We start from the raw sequence: 19,489 nt of genomic DNA on the forward strand, positions 1-19,489 counted from the left end.
GCAGACCGCACGCGGCTTCAAAATCACCACAAATCAGCCCCCTCTCCCTCTGGGAGAGGGTTGGGGTGAGGGTAGCTCTGTCTTACCGACGAACCAGCAACACACCCGATTCCATGTGGTGAGTCCACGGGAACTGATCAAACACGGCGCAACGCTCGATACGATGGGTATCGTGCAGTTGGGCAATGTTCTCGGCCAAAGTCAGCGGATTGCACGAGATATACAGAATGTTGTCGAAACGACGGGTCAGCTCGCAGGTGTCCGGGTCCATGCCCGCACGCGGCGGGTCAACGAATACGCTGCCAAATTCGTAGCCCTTCAGGTCTACCCCCTGCAAGCGACGGAACGGACGCACGTCATTCAACGCTTCGGTCAATTCCTCTGCCGACAACCGCACCAGTGTGACGTTATCCACAGCGTTATCGCGCAGGTTATTGAGCGCAGCATTCACCGAGGTCTTGCTGATTTCAGTGGCCAGCACGTTGCGCACCCGGGTCGCCAGCGGCAGGGTGAAGTTGCCATTGCCGCAATACAGCTCCAGCAAATCATCCGAACGTTCGCCCAGCGCCTCATACGCCCAGTTGAGCATCTTCTGGTTGACCGTGCCGTTAGGCTGGGTAAACGCGCCTTCAGGTTGTTGATACGTGAAGGTGCGACCGGCCACGTCCAGCTTCTCGACCACGTAATCGCGACCAATCACCGTGCGCTTGCCCTTGGAGCGGCCAATCACGCTGATGTCCAGGTCTTTGGCCAACTGCTCGGCAGCGGTGTGCCAATGCTCGTCCAGCGGGCGGTGATAGCACAGAGTGACCATCGCATCGCCCGCCAGCGTGGTCTGAAACTCCACCTGAAACAGCTTGTGGCTCAGGGCAGCGCTGGCTTGCCACGCGGCTTTGAGCTGCGGCATCAGTTGATTGATACGCAGGCTGGCAATCGGGAAGTCTTCAATCAGGATCGGCGTTCGCTTGTCGTCCTGGGCGAACATCGCATAGTGACGCTCGCCGCCCTCACGCCACAGGCGGAACTCGGCGCGCAGGCGAAAGTGCTTGAGGGGCGAGTCGAACACCAAAGGCTCAGGGGCATCGAAAGGCGCCAACAACTCGCGCAGGCGATTGGCCTTGGCCTCTAACTCAACGGCGTAGGTAGCAGCATCAAACGGCAAAACACTCATGCGGGGAACCAACCTAGCTTGACCACAAACAGAATCGACAGAATGACCAACGGCGCGTTCAGCTCGCGGGCGCGGCCCGACAGCAACTTGATCACCGTCCAGGAAATAAAGCCGAAGGCGATGCCGCTGGCGATGGAGTAGGTGAACGGCATGGCCAGCGCGGTGATGACCACCGGCGCGGCCACGGTGATGTCTTCCCAGTCGATTTCGGCCAGGCCACTCATCATCAGCACGGCCACAAACATCAACGCCGGGGCGGTCGCAAAGGCGGGAACGCTGGCGGCCAGTGGCGAGAAGAACAACGCCAGCAGGAACATGATGCCGACCACGATAGCGGTCAGACCGGTACGGCCACCAGCGCTCACGCCGGCTGCCGACTCGATGTAGCTGGTGGTGGTCGAGGTGCCCAGCAACGAACCGGCCATGGCCGCGGTGCTGTCAGCGATCAGGGCGCGGCCCATTTTCGGCATGTGCCCGTCTTTGCCCATCAGGCCTGCGCGCTTGGCCACACCAATCAGGGTGCCCGAGTTGTCGAACAGGTCAACGAACAGGAAGGCGAAGATCACGCTGATCAGGCCAACGTCCAGTGCACCTTTAATGTCCAGTTGCAGGAAGGTCGGCGCCAGAGACGGCGGCATCGACACCACGCCACCAAACTCGGTCACGCCCATCAGAATCGAAACAATGGTCACGGCCAGAATGCCGATTAGCACGGCGCCGCGCATTTTAAGGGCTTCAAGGGCGACGATCAGGGCAAAACCCAAGGACGCGAGCACTACTTTCGGCTGGGCCAGATCACCCATTCCCACTAAGGTGTCCTTGTTGGAGATCACGATGCCGGCGTTGTGCAGCGCAATCAGCGCCAGAAACAGGCCGATACCGGCTGCAATGGCCGAACGCAACGGCAGCGGGATGCTGTTGATGATCCATTCGCGGATGCGAAAAATCGACAACAGGAAAAACAGTACCGCTGAAATAAATACCGCACCCAACGCCACTTGCCAGGTGTGGCCCATGTGCAGCACCACGGTGTAGGTGAAAAAGGCGTTCAGGCCCATACCCGGCGCGAGGGCAATCGGGTAGTTGGCGATCAGGCCCATGACGGCGGAGCCAATAGCGGCCGCCAGACAGGTGGCCACAAAGACGGCGCCTTTATCCATGCCTGTTTCACCCAGAATGCTCGGGTTCACAAACAGGATGTAGGCCATCGCCAGAAACGTGGTGATACCCGCCAGTATCTCGGTGCGCACGTTGGTATTGTGTGCCTTGAGTTGAAACAGCCTTTCCAGCATGCCAGTCCCCGTGGCGCCCAATGCGCCGTAATTAAATCGTTTTCAACAGCAACGCACAGACCTCTTGGATCTGAAGATTATCTGTCGCTCGGAAAAAGCCGCGCATCATACCAGCAGCGTGGGCGTCTGGCTGCCTTGGTGACCCCAGCGGGCGATGTTTTGTAACGAGGAGGGCACAGGCATACTGCGTGCCAAGTTTGAGGGAGATTTATGAAGCGTACGTTCACAGGTTTTTTTGTTTTTCTCAGCCTGCTGGCCAGTGGCATGTTGCACGCTGCGCCGGCCATGCCGTTGAGCGCTGTTGAAATTCTCAAGGTGGTGTCGCGAACCTGCGCCGCAGAGGACGTTTCCGATGCCCGGGAGCAAACCCGATGCGATCACAATGGCCCGAATATAAAGGTGTATGTGCTTGAACGGGGCTATGGCGGCCAGCCGAATGTGACGCTCAATGGGCAGAAAATAGACGGTGTTCGTGCCCCTGTCTGCAACCGGGGCACGGGGCTGGAAGACTGTCAGCGGGGTGGAACGACCACGGGCTACCTGTATACCTTCGATTTGGGTAACAAAAACGAGGGTTGGTTTGAGTTCAGTAACACCTCACTGGTGCCTCCACACACTCGGTTGGCTGCGCGGCTGTTTATAAAGTGAAGCTGGCCTAAGCTCATAGGACCTCTGTGTGAGAACGCTTATGACCTTTAGAGCCCTGATACCTGTAGCCGAAGGTGTTGATGACCTGCAAACCGTGACGCTGATCGATGTGCTGCGTCGCGCCGACATAGAAGTGGTGGTCGCCAGTATTGAAGGGCGGCGCATGCTGACCTGCGCCCGAGGCACCCGCCTGACAGCCGACGGTATGCTGGTCGATCTGCTGGCGCAGCCGTTTGACTTGATCGTATTGCCGGGTGGCGTGGTGGGGTGTGAGCATTTGGCGGCGCATCAGCCATTGATGCAAATGCTCAAGGAGCAAGCGCGGGCGGGTCGCTTCTATGCAGCCATTGCGCAGGCGCCCGTGTTGGTGTTGCAGGAAGGCGGAGTGCTTAAAGGCAGGCGCATGACTTGCATGGAATCGGTAAGCGATCAACTCTCGGGGTGCAACTACGTTGACCAACCCGTGGTAGTCGATGGCAATTGCATCACGGCGCAAGGCTCGGCGGCGGCACTGGCCTTTGCCCTGGCGCTGGTGGAGCAACTGTGCGGCAAGGCCCGGCGTAATGCCCTAATAAACCTGTAGCCGCTGCCGAAGGCTGCGATCGGCGACGCAGTCGTCGTAAAGTCAGCCACCCTGTCACGATCGCTTCGCAATCGAACGCAGCCTTCGGCAGCGGCTACGGGCCGTACGCAATTGGGTGTTATGGTTTAGGTAGCTCCACCATCCGATCCCGGTTGGCCAGCCCAGGGAACAGTTTTATCCACAGCCCTGTGACCACCAGCGTGCCAACACCGCCCAGTACGACGGCGGGCACAGTGCCCAGCCAATGCGCAGTTGTGCCGGATTCAAACTCGCCCAGTTGATTGGACGCGCCGATAAACAGCCCGTTGACGGCGCTGACGCGGCCGCGCATTTCGTCCGGCGTTTCGAGCTGCACAAACGAGGCGCGGATCACCATGCTGATCATGTCTGCAGCGCCCAGTACCCCCAAAACAGCCAGCGAAAACCAGAAGGATGTGGACAGCCCGAACGCAATGGTCGCGACGCCGAACACCCCTACCGCAGTAAACATGACGCGCCCCACTTTGCGCTCAACCGGGAATCGGGCCAACCACAAGGACATCAGCAAAGCCCCAACTGCAGGGGCCGAGCGCAACATGCCCAGTCCCCAAGGGCCGGTGAGCAGGATGTCTTTGGCAAATACCGGGAGCAATGCTGTCGCGCCGCCCAGCAGCACCGCAAACAAATCGAGAGAGATCGCGCCCAGCACGTCCGGACGGCTGCGAATAAAGCGAATGCCCGCCAACAATGAGTCCAGCGTGGCCTTGGCTTTATTGAGGGGTAACTGGCGGGCGGGCAGGGTGCTCATCAGCAGGGCCGCAATCAGGTACAGCGCCACGCTGGGGCCATAGACCCACACGCTGCCAAACGCATACAGCAACCCGCCAACCGCGGGCGCAACAATGGTGGCCGACTGTTGTGCGGCCTGCGCCGCTGCTACGGCTCGCGGGAACAGTTCGACCGGCACGATTGAGGGGAGCAATGCCTGGGTCGCGGGCATTTCAAAGGAGCGGGTCGCGCCCAGTGCAAAGGCCAGCGCAAAGATCATTTCACGCGAAATCTGGTCGGTTGCACTGCTGATGGCCAGTGTCAGCGCGATTATGGCTTGCAAGGTCTGACACAGGGCCGCCACTTTACGCCGATCATAGCGATCAGCCACATGCCCGGTGTGCAGCATAAATAGAAGGCGTGGCGCGAATTCGATCAAACCGACCCAGCCAAGGTCCATCACACTGCCGGTCAATTGGTAGAGGTTCCAGCCAATGGCCACGGTGAGCATTTGAAAGGCGCTGGCGGTGAAGATACGGGCAAACCAAAAGGCCACAAACGGCCGGTGGTGACGTAGCAAAAGAGGCTGGCTGGTCATTGAAAACATCGTGGCAATGGGCGGGGTGTGTCGAGGTTATCATTTTTATGTAACAAACAATGACTTGGTCGAGCCCCCCTCTAAAAGCGACGCCAGTGCGATGAAATAACGCGTCATTTAGGCGTTCTTACGGATCTGGCAACGGTCTATTTCAAGGGCTGGGGCAACCTGTCACGCGACAACAAACCACATTAGCGTCGTGCCAATATTGGACTACTCTTGCTTCAATGCTTGATCCAGATCAAAGCCTTTTTAAGGTTTCTGGAGTGGCCAGACGGCCAGATCCCTTTGAGTACTGGTTTAGGAGAGCGAAGCCTTATTCGCCAAGACCATCGCCCGCTGGGCAGTTGGATTCCGGTGTCCTGCCGGTGTCCTGAACGACCTGATACCTGATAGAGGAAGACTTATGTTCGGTTTGGAGGCTCTCGATCTCGCCCGAATTCAGTTCGCGTTTACCGTGTCGTTTCACATCATTTTTCCCGCCATTACCATCGGTCTCGCCAGTTATCTCATGGTGCTCGAAGGCATGTGGCTGAAAACCCGTGACGATACCTACCGTGATCTGTACCACTTTTGGTCGAAGATATTTGCAGTCAACTTTGGGATGGGCGTGGTGTCCGGCCTGGTCATGGCGTATCAGTTCGGCACCAACTGGTCACGCTTCTCTGACTTCGCCGGTGCTGTAACCGGGCCTTTGTTGACGTACGAAGTACTGACCGCATTCTTCCTTGAAGCCGGCTTTCTGGGCGTTATGCTGTTCGGCTGGAACCGTGTTGGTCGCGGCATGCACTTCTTTTCGACCATCATGGTCGCTATTGGCACGCTGATTTCGACCTTCTGGATTCTGGCGTCCAACAGCTGGATGCAGACCCCTCAGGGCTTCGAAATTATCGATGGTCGAGTGATTCCGGTGGACTGGCTGGCGGTGGTGTTCAACCCTTCCTTCCCGTACCGTCTAGCGCACATGGCAACAGCAGCCTTTGTGGCCACCGCCTTCTTTGTAGGCGCGTCGGCGGCTTGGCACTTGCTGCGCGGGCGTAATACACCAACGATTCGCCGTATGTTTTCGATGGCCATGTGGATGGCGCTGGTGGTTGCACCCGTGCAAGCCTTCATCGGTGATGCGCACGGTTTGAACACCCTGAAGTACCAGCCGGTAAAAATTGCCGCCATTGAAGGTCACTGGGAAAACAAACCCGGAGAGCCTAGCCCGCTGATCCTGTTCGGCATCCCGAACATGAAAACCGAAACCACTGACTACAAGATCGAACTGCCTTATTTGGGCAGCCTGATCCTGACCCACAGTCTGGATGAACAAATCCCGGCCATGAAAGACTTCCCGGCTGCGGACCGTCCGAACTCGACCATCGTGTTCTTTAGCTTCCGCATCATGGTTGCCTTGGGCATGTTGATGATCTTTATCGGTCTGTGGAGCCTGTGGTTGCGTAAACGCGGCACGCTGTATGAAAACCGTCACTTCTTGCGGCTGGTGCTGTGGATGGGACCTTCGGGACTGATCGCCATTCTTGCTGGCTGGTTCACCACTGAAATCGGTCGTCAGCCGTGGGTGGTGTACGGGCTGATGCGCACCGCAGATGCCTCGTCCAACCATAGCGTTACGCAAATGAGCGTCACCCTGGTTCTGTTTGTGCTGGTGTACTTCTCGCTGTTCGGTGTGGGTCTGGGGTACATGATGCGTCTGGTGCGCAAAGGTCCTATTACCCATGAGGGTGACGAACATAACGAAGGTGGGCCAGGTCAGCCGCGCACGCCTGCACGTCCTCTTTCTGCTGCCCATGAGGGTACAGAAGAAGGCCATAGCGACAGCCTGCCTAAGGGGAATTGAGTCATGGGAATTGATCTGCCACTTATCTGGGCAATCATCATCATCTTCGGCGTCATGATGTATGTGGTCATGGATGGCTTCGATCTCGGGATCGGCATCCTCTTTCCTTTTATCAAGGGCGAGAAAGACCGTGACGTGATGATGAACACCGTTGCGCCTGTCTGGGACGGTAACGAAACCTGGTTGGTTCTGGGCGGTGCCGCATTGTTTGGCGCCTTCCCGCTGGCCTATTCGGTCATCTTGTCGGCGTTGTACTTGCCGTTGATCTTGATGCTGATGGGCTTGATCTTTCGCGGTGTAGCTTTTGAGTTCCGCTTTAAAGCGCGTGCCGAGAAACGTCATATCTGGGACATGTCGTTCATTGGCGGTTCGCTGGTTGCCACGTTCTTTCAGGGCGTGGCGCTGGGGGCCTTCATTGATGGCATCCCGGTAATCAATCGCCAGTATGCGGGAGGCGGGCTGGACTGGTTGACGCCGTTCTCCGTGTTCTGCGGGATCGCGCTGATCGTGGCGTATGCCTTGCTCGGTTGCACCTGGTTGATCATGAAAACTGAAGGGCCATTGCAAGCTAGCATGCACAAGCTGGGCAAACCCTTGGCGCTGGCGTTGCTAGTGATCATGGGTATTGTCAGCCTGTGGACACCGCTGACCCATGCAGACATTGCTGCACGCTGGTTTACCTTGCCTAACCTGTTCTGGTTCCTGCCGGTGCCGATTCTGGTATTGGTCACCCTTTATGGGTTGATCAAGGCGATTGCCCGCAATGCTCACTACACCCCGTTCCTGCTGACGCTGGTGTTGGTCTTTCTGGGGTACAGCGGCTTAGGCATCAGCCTGTGGCCACACATCATTCCGCCGTCGATCTCGATCTGGGATGCCGCTGCACCTCCTCAAAGTCAGGGCTTTATGCTGGTGGGCACCTTGTTCATCATCCCGTTCATCCTGGGTTACACCTTCTGGAGCTACTACGTGTTCCGCGGCAAAGTAACCCACGAAGACGGTTACCACTAGTCGTCACTGCCGCTGCGGCCTGATGGCCGCAGCCTTTCCCAAGAGGAGGCCTGAACATGGCTGGCAAGGATTATCTGAATGACGTGCAAGAGGCTGAGAAAAAGCCACTGTGGCAACGCATTGGCTGGTTGGTACTGATCTGGACGGCCAGTGTGGCGAGTCTGTTTGTATTTGCCATGCTGATCCGGCTGTTCATGACCGCCGCTGGCATGAAAAGCCACTGACCCCTATTTCAGTCAAGAGCCCCTCACCCTAGCCCTCTCCCAGAGGGAGAGGGGACTAAAAGCACAGCGCATATCAGCCCCCTCTCCCTCCGGGAGAGGGTTGGGGTGAGGGCCGGCCGCGACTCAATCCTACAGCCGTGCAAACCCCTCGCGAATTTTGGCCTCTGGCAAGTCATCAGCAATAAATACCATCACGCTTTCACGCGGCTCACCCTCGGCCCAATCGGTGTCCCAGTCAAAGCCGTAAAGCTTGAGCACGCCCTGAAACACCAAGCGTCGATCCTCGCCGGCAATGTTCAGCACGCCTTTGTAACGCAACAATTGCGGCCCATGCTCCTCCAGCAGCTCGTTCATAAACGCGCTAAGGCGATCGATATCCAGAGGCGTTTCAGTACGCAGTACCAAACTGGAAATACGATCTGCCGTCTTTATCGGCTGCACCGGGCGCAGGCTCAGCCCACCGCCTATGTCCGCATTCAGGTTAAACCCACGCACGTCCAGCAGTTCAGCCAGATCAATACGACCCTGCTCAACCGCCCGAATAGGTGCCCGCCGATTAATCCGCGTCAGGCGCTCGCACAGCGCTTCATAAGTGGCGTCGTCCACCAGGTCGCGCTTGCTCACCAGTAACCGGTCTGCAAAGCCAATCTGCGCTTGGGCGATGGTTTGCGTCAGATGAATATCGGCATGGGCCGCGTCCACCAAGGTAATAATGCCGTCCAGCAGGTAACGCTCACGCAGCTCTTCATCAATAAAGAAGGTTTGTGCGACAGGGGCCGGATCGGCCAGCCCGGTGCACTCAATGACCAGTCGATCGAAGGCGATCTCGCCACTGTCCAGCCGCTCAAGCAGCAAGTACAGCGCTTTGGTCAGGTCGGTGTAAATGGTGCAGCACACACAGCCATTGGACAGGGTCATGACTTGCACAGGCTCGTCGCCCAGCAATTGGGTGTCGATGCCCGCATCGCTGAACTCATTTTCGATCACGGCGATTTTCAGCCCGTGTTCAGCCTTGAGCATATGACGCAACAAGGTGGTTTTACCGGCCCCCAAAAAACCGCTGAGGATGGTAACGGGGATTGGCGCAGACATGCTGAAGTCTCCCGAACAGCAGAAATAAAAAGGGGAGCAGACTGGCTGCTCCCACTGATGTCATGCAACGCGGCTTAGCGGGCTAGCAACATTTTGGCCCACCTTTGCCACCGTATCGCGCTTCCTGACGCTCTCGAAAGAACGCCTCGTAGCTCATCACCGGTTTGTCCGGATGCTTGGTTTTCATGTGCTCGACGTAGTTGTCGTAGTCAGGCATGCCGACCATCAGGCGTGCAGCCTGACCGAGGTATTTACCGAGGCGACTCAGGTCATTGAACATGGTTAAGCGTCCGGAATGGTGTGGTACGGGGCTTCTTTATCCGTACGCTCTTTGGTGCCCCATGAGGCAACACCCACTTTGATCGCAAAGAACAGGATGCTGAACACCACGAACAGAAACAGCACGGTCAAACCGGCGTTGGTGTAAGCGTTGATAATCACGTGATGCATCTGGTCGATGTTTTTCGCCGGAGCAATCACTTGGCCAGCATCCAGCGCAGTGCTGTATTTTTTGGCCAGGGCCAGGAAACCGACCGCCGGGTTGGCGTCGAACAGCTTGATAAAGCCCGCCACCGTGGTGCAGATAAGCAGCCACACAGCGGGCAACATGGTCACCCAGATATAGCGTTGACGCTTCATTTTGATCAGTACAACCGTGGCCAGCATCAACGCGATGCCCGCGAGCATCTGGTTGGAGATACCGAACAACGGCCACAAGGTGTTGATGCCACCCAATGGATCGATCACGCCTTGGTACAGCAGGTAACCCCACATGGCGACACACAGGCCCGTTGCCAGCAGGTTGGCAGGCCACGACTCGGTGCGCTTGAGAGCCGGAACAAAACTGCCCAACAAGTCTTGCAGCATGAAGCGCCCGGCACGGGTGCCCGCATCAACCGCTGTCAGGATAAACAAGGCTTCGAACAGAATGGCGAAGTGATACCAGAACGCCATAGTGTTCTCGCCTGGCAACACGTTGTGCAGGATCTGAGCGATACCGACCGCCAAGGTCGGTGCGCCGCCCGCACGGGCCAGAACGGTGGTTTCACCGATATCATGGGCCAACGCTGTCAGGGCATCCGGGGTAATTGCAAAGCCCCAGCTGCTGACTGTTTGCGCGACCGTCACCACGTCGCCGCCGACAATGGCTGCGGGGCTGTTCATGGCGAAGTACACACCCGGTTCGATCACCGAAGCAGCAACCATTGCCATGATGGCCACGAACGACTCCATCAACATGCCGCCGTAACCGATGTAACGGGCGTTGGTTTCGTTATCCAGCAATTTGGGTGTGGTGCCCGAGGCGATCAGGGCGTGGAAACCCGACACGGCGCCACAGGCAATGGTGATGAACAGGAAGGGGAACAGGCCGCCTTTCCACACTGGGCCAGAGCCATCAATGAATTGGGTCAGTGCCGGCATTTTCAGCTCGGGCATGGTGACCAGAATACCGATGGCCAGCGCCACGATGGTGCCGATTTTCAGGAACGTTGACAGGTAGTCTCGTGGGGCCAGCACCAGCCACACAGGCAGTACCGCGGCCACAAAACCATAGCCGATCAACATCCAGGTGATTTGCGTGCCGGTGAAGGTGAATACATGAGCCCAGTCCGGGCTGGCTGCAATCTGGCCCCCCAGCCAAATGGAACCCAGCAACAGCAGCACGCCGAGAACCGAGATTTCTCCAATGCGGCCCGGGCGGATGTAGCGCATGTAAACGCCCATGAACATGGCGATCGGTATGGTTGCCATCACCGTAAACATGCCCCACGGGCTTTCGGCCAGTGCCTTGACCACAATCAGCGCGAGCACCGCGAGGATGATGATCATGATCAGGAAGCAACCGAATAGCGCAATGGTGCCGGGAATCTTGCCCATTTCCTCGCGCACCATGTCGCCCAGGGAGCGACCGTTGCGGCGGGTGGACATGAACAGCACCATGAAATCTTGCACGGCCCCGGCCAGTACGACACCGGCGATCAGCCAGAGCGTGCCTGGCAGGTAGCCCATTTGCGCGGCCAATACCGGCCCGACCAAAGGCCCGGCGCCGGCGATTGCCGCAAAGTGGTGACCGAATAGAATGTGTTTGTTGGTGGGTACATAGTCCAGACCGTCGTTATTAACGACGGCTGGCGTTGCACGCATAGGGTCCAGCTGCATGACTTTGGTGGCGATAAACAGGCTGTAATAACGATAAGCGACCAGATAGATGGCAACTGCTGCCACCACGATCCATAAAGCGTTAATTGCCTCGCCCCGGCGTAATGCCACTACGCCAAGGGCGCAGGCTCCCACAATTGCCAGCACCAGCCACGGGATGTGGCGGAGCAAGCTATTTTTATTATTCATTTTTATATTCCGGCCAGTTGGACAAGAAGGACTGCCTCTGGAGTTTAGCGCTCCCAGCACTAAAGACCACCCCCTGACGTTGGTCTAGAGCCTTCTTTTGCCCATTTTCAGTAGCCGGCGCTGCACACCTCAACCGTTATTCGAACAAAGCATCCAACGCCTGTTCCAGACGCGTCACGCCGATGACTTTCAGACCCGGTGGCGATTCTTTGGGGGCGTTGCCTTTGGGAACGATCGCGCGTTTAAAACCGTGTTTGGCGGCTTCTTTCAAGCGCTCCTGACCACTGGGCACCGGCCGAACCTCGCCTGAAAGGCCCACTTCGCCAAAGACCAGCAAGTCATGGGGCAGCGGTTTGTTGCGTAAGCTGGACATGACGGCGGCCATCAACGCCAGGTCAGAGGCCGTTTCAAGCACCTTGACCCCGCCCACCACGTTAAGAAACACATCCTGATCGTGGGTCGGGATGCCACCATGCCGGTGCAAGACGGCCAGCAACATAGCCAGACGATTCTGATCCAGACCCAAGGTCACACGGCGCGGGTTGGACATATGGCTGTCATCCACCAGCGCCTGCACTTCGACCAGCATGGGCCGTGTGCCTTCCCACGTCGCCATGACCACACTGCCGGGAACCTCTTCCTGAGCACGCGTCAGGAATATGGCCGAAGGGTTGGAGACTTCTTTCAAGCCTTTATCGGTCATGCCGAACACGCCGAGTTCGTTCACGGCGCCGAAACGGTTTTTCACCGCCCGCAGCAAACGCAAACGACCGTCAGACTCGCCTTCGAAATACAGAACGGTATCGACCATGTGCTCCAGGACGCGTGGCCCGGCCAATGCGCCTTCTTTGGTCACGTGGCCCACCAGGAAAATCGCTGTGCCGCTGGATTTGGCGTAGCGCACCAGCAACGCGGCACTTTCACGCACTTGAGAAACGCCACCGGGTGCCGATTGCAGCTGTTCAGTGAAGATGGTTTGAATCGAGTCGATCACCATGACCTTGGGCTTTTCCAGCTTGGCCGTGGCGATGATGCTTTCGATACAGGTCTCGGTCATGACCTTGAGTTTGTCTTGTGGCAACCCCAGGCGCCGGGCGCGCATGGCCACTTGCTGCTGAGACTCTTCACCCGTCACGTACAGTGCAGGCATGCGGGTGGCCATCTGACACAAGGTTTGCAGGAGAATGGTCGACTTACCGATGCCGGGGTCGCCGCCGATCAGCACCACCGAGCCATCAACCAGTCCGCCACCGAGCACTCGATCCAGCTCGCCGGAAGCGGTGGAGAAGCGGGGCAGTTCTTCGATGCTGACTTCGGCCAGGGTTTTAAGTTGCGCTTGCTGCCCGGTCCAGCCGGTGCGCCCGCTGGGAGGCGCGGCGGCGCCGCTTTCTACAACTGTTTCGACCAAGGTGTTCCAAACGCCGCACTCGCCGCATTGCCCGGCCCATTTGGGAAAGGTTGCGCCGCACTCGGTGCAGCCGTATATGCGCTTTGGCTTGGCCATCTGAACTCCAGGGAAAAACCGCGATGATAGCCCACCTGCTTGTGATCAGTGCGACGCAGGCATGCGGATTTCGCCATTAACCAGCCGAGCGGCACTATTGCCTACGGCATCTTCGGCATTCAGGTCGGCGCCCTTGCGGGTCAAATCGTTGAGCAGTTCGACCCGTTTGAACAGGCCTGCATACATGGCGGCGGTCTGCCCGGCGCCATTGCGCTGATCGGGATCGCATTCGGTGGCCAATAAGCGTCTGGCGATTTTCAGCTCACCTTTGAAAATGGCGCCCATCAGGGCGGTGTTACCGCGCTTGTCTTGCACGCAGGCATTGGCTCCGGCGTTCAGAAGGTGTTCAACCGCCTTGCCTTGGCCGTTGTAGGCCGCGAGGATTAGCGCGGTGTAGCCTTTATCGTCTTGTACATCGAGCGGGTAGTGAGAGGCGATAAAGGTATCGAGCATCTCCACATCGCCTCGGCGGGCAGCGTCGAAATAGTAGGTTTGCAGTTGGCTGGGCACGTCGGGTTCATCTGCAAGGCTTAGGCTGCTGACGAGCAGCAAGGCCAGGGAAAGAAAAATGTTCATGTTGAGCTGCCTGTTTAAGTGGCTGGATCAAAAGCCCCTCACCCTAGCCCTCTCCCGGAGGGAGAGGGGACTGACCGCATGCGCCTTCAAAATCACCGCATATCGGCCCCATCTCCAGCGGGGAGGGGTGACTGACTGCGTGCGCCTTCAAAATCACCGCATATCAGCTTCCTCTCCTGCCGGGGAGAGGGACTGACTGCGTGCGCCTTCAAAATCACCGCATATCGGCCCCATCTCCAGCGGGGAGGGGTGACTGACTGCGTGCGCCTTCAAAATCACTGCATATCGGCCCCATCTCCAGCGGGGAGGGGTGACTGACTGCGTGCGCCTTCAAAATCACCGCATATCAGCTCCCTCTCCCTCTGGGAGAGGGTTGGGGTGAGGGTAAAAAGTTAATCCACTAACTTGGCCGCCAGCGCTTTAACCCGCGCCAGATCACCTTTGGCGACTTTAGTGACGCCTGTGCCGTACTCAGGGTCTGCTTTGTAAAGGAACGACAGCATGATGTGCTTGCTTTCGTCATCGGTGGTTGCCAACGAGCCGCCGAAGCTTTCGATCAGGTCCTGGCGCTCTTTTTTGCTGTATGAGCGATACAGATCACCGGCCTGCTTGAAGTTCTGTTCACGCTGGATCTTCGCTTGCTGGGTCGTGCCCGAGACGGGCATCTGGCTGTAAAGGGCAGATTGCGGCTCTTCACGCGGCATCAATCGGCTCGGCTGGTAGTTCACGCCCGTGGTGGTGTGACCGGCATTCATCGCACCGTCCTGATTGCCGTTATTCACCGCCACACGTGGGGCGTTGATCGGCAACTGCATGGCGTTCGCCCCCAAACGGTACATCTGGGTGTCGGCGTACGAGAACACGCGACCTTGCAGCAGGCGGTCTTCAGACGGCTCGATGCCAGGCACCAGGTTTGCCGGCGCCATTGCAACTTGCTCAGTTTCCTGGAAGACGTTGGCCGGGTTGCGGTTCAGCACCATCTGGCCAACTTTACGCTCAGGGACGTTGGGCCAGATTTTGGTCGCGTCCAATGGGTCAAAGTCGAAAGACTTCAGGTCTTCAGGCTTGAGCACTTGTACGTACAGATCCCATTTAGGGAAGTCGCCCTTGTTGATGTGCGTGACCAAATCATGGGTCATGTGGCTGTAGTCTTGCCCCTGAACCTGAGTCACTTGTTTTGGATCAAGGTTGTTCAGGCCTTGCAGGCTCTTCCAGTGGAACTTCACATAACGCACGTCGCCTTTGGCGTTAACCAATTTGTAGGCGTGCACACCATTGCCGTCCATTTCGCGATAGCTGGCCGGTGTTCCCGCGTTGGAGTACAGCTCGGTCAGGGTGCGGGTGGCTTCCGGGACGTGCGAGAAGAAATCAAAACGGCGTGAGTCATCATCCAGGTTGGTACGCGGGTCAGGCTTGAAGGCGTGAACCATGTCCGGGAACTTGATGGCATCGCGGATAAAGAACGTCGGGAAGTTGTTGCCGACCAAGTCCCAGTTACCGTCGGCGGTATAGAACTTGGTGGCAAACCCACGCGGGTCGCGCAAGGTTTCGGGCGAGTGGGCGCTGTGCACCACGGCTGAGAATCGCACAAACACGGGGGTGGTCACGCCAGCGGCAAACACCTTGGCTTTGGTCAGGTCACTCAGGTCATTGGTCACGGTAAAGGTGCCGTGAGCACCCGTGCCGCGCGCATGCACGACGCGCTCGGGGATGCGTTCGCGGTCAAAGCGCTGGAGCTTTTGCAGTAACTGCACGTCTTGCAGCATCACAGGGCCATTGGCGCCTGCCGTTTGCGAATTCTGATTGTCGCCAACAGCGGCGCCGTTGTCGCGCGTCAAGGTCGCAGCATTAACTGAAACCGACAGCAGGCTGGCGCTCAAAACACACAGCAGGCGACCCTGCGAAAGCAGTCCTGAGCCTAGGGGGGTGGTCATGCGTAAGTCCTCTAATTATTGGTCTGCGCATCAAGGCGCTGAGCAAAGGCTAGAGGCCTGCAACGAAAATTCTAAATAGAAAGGTCACACACAGTCGATTGAAAAAAAGGTCTGGCGCTCAAGCCCTTAAACGGTTATTTAGCGAGCCTTTTTTTAAACTTCTGCCCCCCTCTGCCGGTCAATTGTTCAGCATAAAAGATGACTGGCAGGCAAGAACTGTCAGGCTGATTTACACTTCATCCTCAACCTCATCTGTAACAAGGAATAACCTATGGGCGTGATAAGTGAGTTCAAGGCCTTCGCGGTCAAAGGTAACGTGGTCGATATGGCCGTTGGTATCATCATCGGCGCAGCGTTCGGCAAGATCGTTTCCTCCTTTGTAGGCGATGTGATCATGCCGCCCCTGGGTTTGTTGATCGGCGGGGTGGATTTCACTGATCTGGCCATTACCCTCAAAGCTGCCGTGGGGGATGCGCCTGCCGTGGTGTTGGCCTATGGCAAGTTCATCCAGAGTGTTATTGACTTCGTTATCGTCGCCTTCGCTATCTTTATGGGTGTAAAGGCAATCAACCGACTTAAACGCGAAGAAGCAGTGGCGCCGAGTGCACCACCGTTGCCTTCCAAAGAAGAAGAACTGCTGGGTGAGATTCGTGACTTGCTCAAGGTCCAGAACAACAAGCCATAACCCTTTCGATTAAACCACGGCGCCTCAGGGCGCCGTCGTTTATAGAGGTGCAATTACCAATAGTTTTCCACGGCGACCTGACCTGGACGTCGCGTCAGGCTAAGTTGCAAATTGCGTTCTTTAAGCAGTTTGCGCGTGTCGTCAATCATTTGCGGATTACCGCACAGCATGACCCGGGAGTGCTCTGGGCTTAGTTCAACGCCGGCAGCACGCTCTAACGCACCACTTTCAATCAGTGTGGTAATGCGGCCATTGAGTGCGCCAGGCACGTCTTCGCGCGTCACTATCGGAATGTAGGTTAATTTGTGCGCGTGTTCAGCCAAGTATTCACGTTGGCTCAGGTTAGCAATCAAGTCCTGATAGGCCAGTTCGCGTGCTTCGCGTGCGCTATAAACCAGCACGATCCGTTCAAATTTTTCCCAGACCTCAAAGTCCTGAAGGATCGACAAGAAGGGGGCCACCCCCGTTCCCGTGGCTAGCAACCACAAGTCACGACCGTCAATAAATCTGTCCAGCGTTAGATAGCCATACGCCTGGCGCTCAACCATCAGCGTGTCACCGACCTTGAGCCGGCTCAGCTCACTGGTGAATTCCCCGCCTGGCACCACAATGGAAAAGAATTCCAGAAATTCGTCGTAAGGTGATGAAACGACCGAATACGCTCGCCATACGGTGCTGCCATCGGCCTTGGTAACGCCAAGCTTGGTGAATTGCCCTGCGCGGAAACGAAATCCTCGGTCGCGAGTGGTGCGCAGCGTAAACAGGCTGGGGGTCAGAGGGTTTACCTCAAGCAGCGTCTGGCGTGTGAATTTGTCGGCACTGTCGGTCATGGTGCGCTCCGTGTTGGCTGAGGCGCTAGTGTCGCGCAAACCCGCTCGTGAGAACACCCGCGAGGGGTAAGGGCATCACCTGTTCAGAGCATGAAAAATCTCGCTGTTAAGAAAGTTGAAGAGTGATAATGGCCAAATAAATTAGAGTAATAAGTCTATTTATACTTCACTTCAGAAACAAAATATTGGCGCCATAAAGTTAACACTTTAGTTCTGTTTTTATTGCTTTCTAAAAGATGGATCCATTCGTCAATATTGTTTAGCCAATCGTTCAAAATGGTGTAATTTCCTACAGTGGTTTTATTTATTTACCTAATAAAATTCGTGTTTTTCGCTCTTATGGGGGTGGTCTATATCATGGGCATTAAATGCGTACCCGAAGAAAAACAATACGTTATCAGGCTTAACCCGAGCGACTTATACGCGTACACCCTCAGCCAGATACAGCGCTTTGGATTTGAATATTTCTTCTTTCGTTTGATCACTCATCTTAATGACACTCATCTTAATGACACTCATCTGAATGCAAAAAATATTACCAACTATTCGAATGAACTTGTTGAGTATTACAGAGGTATGGAAGTCTCTGGTAAAGATCCCTTAGTCAGTCACTGTCAACATTCCATTGACCCCATTATTTGGGATGAGTCTGTTTTTAAAAGCAGCCCCGAACTTTGGAAATACACTCAGGCTCATGGACTGAACTATGGCTGGACACAAGCGGTGCATGACACTCTGGGCAGAACCAGTATTTTGAGCATGGCCAGATACAGCCCGGCTATCACTAAAGAAGAGTTTGATAGAAAAGCGGCCGATGTGCTGTGGCTGTGCAATCAATTGCATGGCGCCGTGTTCGCCCAGCGTTCACCCGAACAAAGGGCTCAACCTACTCTGGAGCGTTTGTCGTTGCGCGAAGCAGAGGTGTTGAAGTGGACAGCTCAAGGCAAAACCGCTTCGGATGTCGGCATGATTTTGGGGCTGACGACACGCACTGTGAATTTTCATATCAGCAGTGCGATCAGAAAACTGGGCACCAGCAATAAAACGTCAGCGGTGGTGCTCGCCACTCAACGCGGTTTTATTTAATTGAGTGCGCTTTTGAGCAGTCCCTCTGACCAGCGCGCTAAATCGCTTCAGGCAATTAGTGCTAAAAAAAAGTAAAATCAGCGCCACCTGTAAAACCCACCGGTCTCGATTGCCTGTAAACCGCCCAAAGGGGATGTTCGTGGGTATCGATGCCCCAGAGTTTGTATAAATGCCAGTGCTCGAAAGCCCGTTCGCCCAACTCCGTTTGATTCGCCAACCTGAACAGCAAAATGAGCCGTTACAGGCTTTTGACGCTGCGGATGAATATTTACTAAACCATGTGGCCGAACAGGGTCTTCCCGCCGGTAGCCGGGTGCTGATCCTCAATGACAGCTTCGGAGCACTGGCAGTTAGCCTTGCGCCCACGATGAAGGTCACCAGCAGCAGCGACTCGTTTCTCGCCATTCAGGCGCTGGAGAAGAATCTGGTGCTCAACGGTCAGGCATTTGATGCGGTCACGATCATCCCTGCCAGCGAACGCTTAACGGGCCCTTTCGACTGCGTATTGGTGCGTGTTCCTAAAACCCTGGCCCTGCTTGAGGAACAGCTTATTCGTCTGCAAGGCCAGTTGGCGCCAAACGCTCAGGTGATTGCGGGGGCGATGGTCAAACATTTGCCGCGCGCCGCAGGTGATCTGCTGGAGCGTTATATCGGCCCGGTACAGGCATCATTGGCGGTTAAAAAAGCCCGCCTGCTGATTGCCACCCCTGAAGCTAAGCAACCCTTTGTTTCGCCTTACCCTACGCGCTATCTGCTGGACGAACCGGCGATTGAGCTGCTCAACCATGCCAACGTTTTCTGCCGTGAAGGGCTGGACATCGGAACTCGGGCTTTTCTGCCACATCTGCCCAAAAACTTGGGCGCTGCGCGCGTGGCTGATGTGGGGTGTGGCAACGGGGTGTTGGCAATTGCCAGCGCGCTGAACAATCCCGAGGCTCACTACACGCTGGTTGATGAATCGTTTATGGCCGTGCAGTCCGCCCGTGAAAACTGGCAGGCGATTCTGGGTGATCGTGAGGTCATTGTGAGGGCGGGTGACGGCTTGGCCGGGCAAGCGCCTGACTCACTGGACGTGGTGCTGTGCAACCCGCCGTTTCACCAGCAGCAAGTGGTGGGCGACTTTTTGGCGTGGCGCATGTTTCAGCAAGCCCGTGAAGCGCTGGTCGTCGGTGGTGCTTTGTATATCGTCGGCAACCGTCATCTGGGCTATCACAGCAAGCTGGCCAAGTTGTTTCGCGGTGTAGAGCAAGTGGCGGCCACACCCAAGTTCGTGATTCTCAAAGCCCGTAAGTAAAGCACCGCCCACAAAAAAG

18 protein-coding genes are annotated in these 19,489 nt (G+C 56.6%); 8 read left to right on the plus strand and 10 right to left on the minus strand.

The window, feature by feature from the left end; all coding sequences use genetic code 11:
* Positions 1–82 precede the first annotated feature (82 nt).
* Both trmA and ACI7MX_RS10550 read right to left on the minus strand, forming a co-directional pair.
* Positions 83–1,171, minus strand: coding sequence for a tRNA (uridine(54)-C5)-methyltransferase TrmA (gene trmA, locus ACI7MX_RS10545; RefSeq protein ID WP_405586974.1), 1,089 nt, complete (start codon positions 1,169–1,171; stop codon positions 83–85).
* Positions 1,168–2,463 (minus strand): NCS2 family permease, encoded by a 1,296-nt coding sequence (locus tag ACI7MX_RS10550; RefSeq protein ID WP_314484642.1) that lies wholly within the window; start codon positions 2,461–2,463, stop codon positions 1,168–1,170. The genes trmA and ACI7MX_RS10550 overlap by 4 nt, the downstream gene beginning before the upstream one ends.
* 210 nt (positions 2,464–2,673) lie before the next feature.
* On the opposite strand from ACI7MX_RS10550, the gene ACI7MX_RS10555 reads away from it, so the two are divergent.
* Positions 2,674–3,111, plus strand: a complete 438-nt coding sequence (locus ACI7MX_RS10555; protein ID WP_405586970.1) for a DUF4879 domain-containing protein — start codon at positions 2,674–2,676, stop codon at positions 3,109–3,111.
* Between the two features lie 40 nt (positions 3,112–3,151).
* Positions 3,152–3,694, plus strand: coding sequence for a DJ-1 family glyoxalase III (locus ACI7MX_RS10560; protein ID WP_405586967.1), 543 nt, complete (start codon positions 3,152–3,154; stop codon positions 3,692–3,694).
* A 118-nt stretch (positions 3,695–3,812) separates the two neighbouring features.
* Here the strand turns inward: ACI7MX_RS10560 and ACI7MX_RS10565 are convergent, their stop codons facing one another.
* Positions 3,813–5,039: an MFS transporter gene (locus tag ACI7MX_RS10565; RefSeq protein WP_405586964.1), complete on the minus strand. Its 1,227-nt coding sequence runs from the start codon at positions 5,037–5,039 to the stop codon at positions 3,813–3,815.
* Between the two features lie 406 nt (positions 5,040–5,445).
* On the opposite strand from ACI7MX_RS10565, the gene ACI7MX_RS10570 reads away from it, so the two are divergent.
* Genes ACI7MX_RS10570 through ACI7MX_RS10580 form a run of 3 tightly spaced genes read left to right on the plus strand, consistent with a single transcriptional unit; the run spans position 5,446 to position 8,120 of the window.
* Entirely contained in the window at positions 5,446–6,885 is a 1,440-nt protein-coding gene (locus tag ACI7MX_RS10570; RefSeq protein WP_405586961.1) for a cytochrome ubiquinol oxidase subunit I, read from the plus strand.
* Between the two features lie 3 nt (positions 6,886–6,888).
* Positions 6,889–7,896: a cytochrome d ubiquinol oxidase subunit II gene (gene cydB / locus ACI7MX_RS10575; protein ID WP_314484655.1), complete on the plus strand. Its 1,008-nt coding sequence runs from the start codon at positions 6,889–6,891 to the stop codon at positions 7,894–7,896.
* Positions 7,897–7,952: 56 nt separating this feature from the next.
* Positions 7,953–8,120, plus strand: coding sequence for a DUF2474 domain-containing protein (locus tag ACI7MX_RS10580; RefSeq protein ID WP_314484658.1), 168 nt, complete (start codon positions 7,953–7,955; stop codon positions 8,118–8,120).
* Positions 8,121–8,249: 129 nt separating this feature from the next.
* Here ACI7MX_RS10580 and yjiA read toward each other — a convergent pair whose 3' ends face one another.
* From yjiA to katB, 6 genes are all read right to left on the minus strand, one after another.
* Positions 8,250–9,212 carry a GTPase gene (gene yjiA, locus ACI7MX_RS10585; protein ID WP_405586957.1) on the minus strand — a complete coding sequence of 321 codons (963 nt, stop codon included), beginning with the start codon at positions 9,210–9,212 and terminating at the stop codon, positions 8,250–8,252.
* A gap of 82 nt (positions 9,213–9,294) precedes the next feature.
* Entirely contained in the window at positions 9,295–9,492 is a 198-nt protein-coding gene (locus ACI7MX_RS10590) for a YbdD/YjiX family protein (RefSeq protein WP_122785869.1), read from the minus strand.
* 2 nt (positions 9,493–9,494) lie between these two features.
* Positions 9,495–11,561, minus strand: coding sequence for a carbon starvation CstA family protein (locus tag ACI7MX_RS10595; RefSeq protein WP_405586954.1), 2,067 nt, complete (start codon positions 11,559–11,561; stop codon positions 9,495–9,497).
* Between the two features lie 136 nt (positions 11,562–11,697).
* Positions 11,698–13,065, minus strand: coding sequence for a DNA repair protein RadA (radA, locus tag ACI7MX_RS10600; protein ID WP_314484669.1), 1,368 nt, complete (start codon positions 13,063–13,065; stop codon positions 11,698–11,700).
* 45 nt (positions 13,066–13,110) lie between these two features.
* Positions 13,111–13,641, minus strand: coding sequence for an ankyrin repeat domain-containing protein (locus ACI7MX_RS10605; protein WP_405586951.1), 531 nt, complete (start codon positions 13,639–13,641; stop codon positions 13,111–13,113).
* A gap of 392 nt (positions 13,642–14,033) precedes the next feature.
* Complete coding sequence (gene katB / locus ACI7MX_RS10610; RefSeq protein WP_405586948.1) at positions 14,034–15,575, minus strand: catalase KatB; 1,542 nt, start codon at positions 15,573–15,575, stop codon at positions 14,034–14,036.
* Positions 15,576–15,846: 271 nt separating this feature from the next.
* Here katB and mscL point away from each other — a divergent pair, with 271 nt between their 5' ends.
* Positions 15,847–16,260 (plus strand): large-conductance mechanosensitive channel protein MscL, encoded by a 414-nt coding sequence (mscL, locus tag ACI7MX_RS10615; RefSeq protein ID WP_314484675.1) that lies wholly within the window; start codon positions 15,847–15,849, stop codon positions 16,258–16,260.
* A gap of 53 nt (positions 16,261–16,313) precedes the next feature.
* Here the strand turns inward: mscL and ACI7MX_RS10620 are convergent, their stop codons facing one another.
* Positions 16,314–17,090 (minus strand): ferredoxin--NADP reductase, encoded by a 777-nt coding sequence (locus ACI7MX_RS10620; protein ID WP_314484679.1) that lies wholly within the window; start codon positions 17,088–17,090, stop codon positions 16,314–16,316.
* Positions 17,091–17,447: 357 nt separating this feature from the next.
* On the opposite strand from ACI7MX_RS10620, the gene ACI7MX_RS10625 reads away from it, so the two are divergent.
* Together ACI7MX_RS10625 and ACI7MX_RS10630 are read left to right on the plus strand one after the other, a co-directional pair.
* Positions 17,448–18,176, plus strand: coding sequence for an autoinducer binding domain-containing protein (locus ACI7MX_RS10625; protein ID WP_405586944.1), 729 nt, complete (start codon positions 17,448–17,450; stop codon positions 18,174–18,176).
* A gap of 169 nt (positions 18,177–18,345) precedes the next feature.
* On the plus strand, positions 18,346–19,470 hold the full coding sequence (locus ACI7MX_RS10630) for a class I SAM-dependent methyltransferase (RefSeq protein ID WP_314484685.1): 1,125 nt from the start codon (positions 18,346–18,348) through the stop codon (positions 19,468–19,470).
* Positions 19,471–19,489 lie beyond the last annotated feature (19 nt).

It is taken from the genome of Pseudomonas sp. 2024-210 (assembly GCF_045062345.1).
GTDB lineage: Bacteria > Pseudomonadota > Gammaproteobacteria > Pseudomonadales > Pseudomonadaceae > Aquipseudomonas.